This window comes from Streptomyces sp. NPDC059524 (assembly GCF_042749255.1).
In the GTDB taxonomy this organism is placed as follows: Bacteria; Actinomycetota; Actinomycetes; order Streptomycetales; family Streptomycetaceae; genus Streptomyces; species Streptomyces xanthii.
Map to the genome: position 1 here is coordinate 46746 of NZ_JBHYTK010000049.1, position 2376 is coordinate 49121.

Below are 2376 nucleotides of genomic sequence, written 5' to 3' on the forward strand. Positions count from 1 at the left end.
CGGGTGTGTGGGCGGGCGCCGCCCCGCGGGGCCGGGGCTCCTCGGCGGCGGGGGGCGCCCCCCCCCCCCCCCCCCCCCCCCCGGGCCCCCCCCCCCCCCCCCGGCCCCGGGCCCCCGGATCGTTCTCCCGCCGAGCCGGACGGTCAGGACTCCGTCGACGGCAGCACCCGCACGTCTGCCGCCCGCACGAACGCGACCCGGTGGCCGAACTGGATCTCGTAGTACACGTCCTCACCCCGCACCACCCGGTGCGACGACGTGTCGAACGTCGGCGAGTAGAAGTACTCGCCCGTCGTCCGCCCGCCGACCACGTACCGCTGCCCCGCGAGCAGCTTGTACGGCAGCGGCGAGACGGCCTGCGGGGTCATGCCCGCCGGGTACGCCGCCTTCTCCGGGTACGCGCGCCCGTACACCGGGATGTCCGAGGCCCCGTCCTTCGGCGTGATCACCAGACCCTTGGCGCTCACCGCGGCCGGCTGCTCCGCCGGGTCGTGGAACCAGGCCTTCTGGCCCAGGTACCAGATCGCCGTCCAGTCGCCCTCGCGCCCCGCGACCGCGTACTGCTGACCCGTCGAGGCACGGGACGCCATGTCGTTGACGCCCGTCGTCGAGTCCTGGCCGCCGGGGCGCAGCCCGATGTCCTTGACCAGCGGGGCGTCCTCGCTCGGCGCCGTGTACAGCCGCACCGCGCTCGACCCGTGCGGCGCGCACGGCTCACCGGCCTTGGTGCAGCCCGTGTACACCGGCTGGTTCTCGGCGAACCGCGGGTCGATCGTCACCAGACCGCCGTTCGGACCGGCCGTGGGGTGGAACGGCTTGCCGAGCAGCGCGAAGTAGTGCGCCCAGTCCCAGTACGGACCCGGGTCCGTGTGCATCTGCGGGATCGTCCCGCCCGTCGGGCCCGGCACCGTGTCGTGACCGAGGATGTGCTGCCGGTCCAGTGGGATGTCGTACCGCTTCGACAGGTACTTCACCAGCCGCGCCGACGAGCGGTACATCGCCTCCGTGTACCAGGAGTCGGGCTGCGCGAGGAAACCCTCGTGCTCCAGGCCCACCGACTTCGCGTTCACGTACCAGTTGCCCGCGTGCCAGCCGACGTCCTTCGCCTTGACCGACTGCACGATGTGCCCGTCCGTCGAACGCAGCGAGTAGTGCCAGGCCAGATACGTCTTGTCCTGCACCAGCTTCAGCGTCTGCTCCCACGTCGCCTCCGTGTCGTGGATGACGATGTAGTCGATGCTCTGGTCCTTCGGGCGGTCCGCGAGGTCGTGGTTGCCGTAGTCGCCGTCGCCGAACTCCTCGTAGGGCGCCGGGATCCACTCGCAGGACACCGTGCGCGGGCACTCGGCCCCGTCGGCGTCCGCCTTGCGCAGGCCCGCCCGGGTCAGCTGCGCGGGCTCCGGCCGCGCAGCCGGGTCCGCGGCGAGCGTCAGGTCCTGGCCCGCGTCGTTCGTGCGCCGCTCACCGTCGCGGATCACCGCGAACACGTCGTCCGCGTACGTCGCCGCGCTCGCCGCGTCGTCCGCTCCGGAGAACGTGGCGACCGCGCCGAACCAGTCGGACGGCTTCCCGCCGAGCGGCTCGCCGAGCCGCTTCTGCGCGGCCGCGAGCAGCGCCGCGCCGCCCCGCACGTTCGCCGCGGGATCGCTGCGCAGCTCCTCCGCCGGGATCCCCGACACCTCCGACGCCCGGACCAGCGTGGTGAGCCGGGCCGGCAGTTCGCCGCCGTCCGGCAGCGCCGGCGTCGCCTCCAGCGGGGCGCGCGAGTCGTCGCCGCGGGCGTCGCCCTCGGCGTGGTCGTAGCGCACCGTGCGGGCCAGCGCCGTGCGCGCGTCCGTCAGATGCATGGGGCCGTAGCCGCCGGAGACGCTCGGCGCGCCCGCGTGTGTGTCCCAGCGCGACTGCAGATAGGAGACGCCGAGCAGCACGCTCTGCGGCACGTGGTACTCGGCCGCGGCCGCCGCGAACGCGCTCTGCAGCTTCTGGTCCGCCGCGGCCGGCGCCCCGGCGTCCTGCGGCGGCGCCGCCCCGAGCAGCGGGAGCAGCAGCCCCGCCGTCGCGAGCGTGCCCGCCGCCCTGACGCGCGCAACACGGCCGGTGAGAGAACGGGGAGAACGATGCAACGGTGCCTCCTGGGAACGACGGAGCCGGGATGGTGCGCGATGCGTGCGGGGCCGATCGAGGTCAGTGGTATCGGCTCCCCGACGATCCGTCAATCATCCGACGGGCAACGGAGATTCCAGGGATTTCCCATGTCAGCGGGCGTGTGGCGGGCGGCGTCGGACGGGTTTTACGCGCGGTGGTGCGGCCGCCTGCGGCGCGTCAGTGGAGTGGACCAATGGGAGGACCAAGGGCCGGGTCAGGTGAGGGGCAGGG

Annotated in this window: 1 protein-coding gene; it reads right to left on the reverse strand. The window is 73.8% G+C overall.

Annotated features, from left to right (window positions below; translation table 11 throughout):
- Positions 1-143: 143 nt before the first annotated feature.
- A complete protein-coding gene (locus tag ACFW9D_RS16405) occupies positions 144-2123 on the reverse strand; it encodes an N-acetylmuramoyl-L-alanine amidase (RefSeq protein WP_384622556.1) in 1980 nt (659 codons plus the stop codon).
- Between the last annotated feature and the right edge of the window lie 253 nt (positions 2124-2376).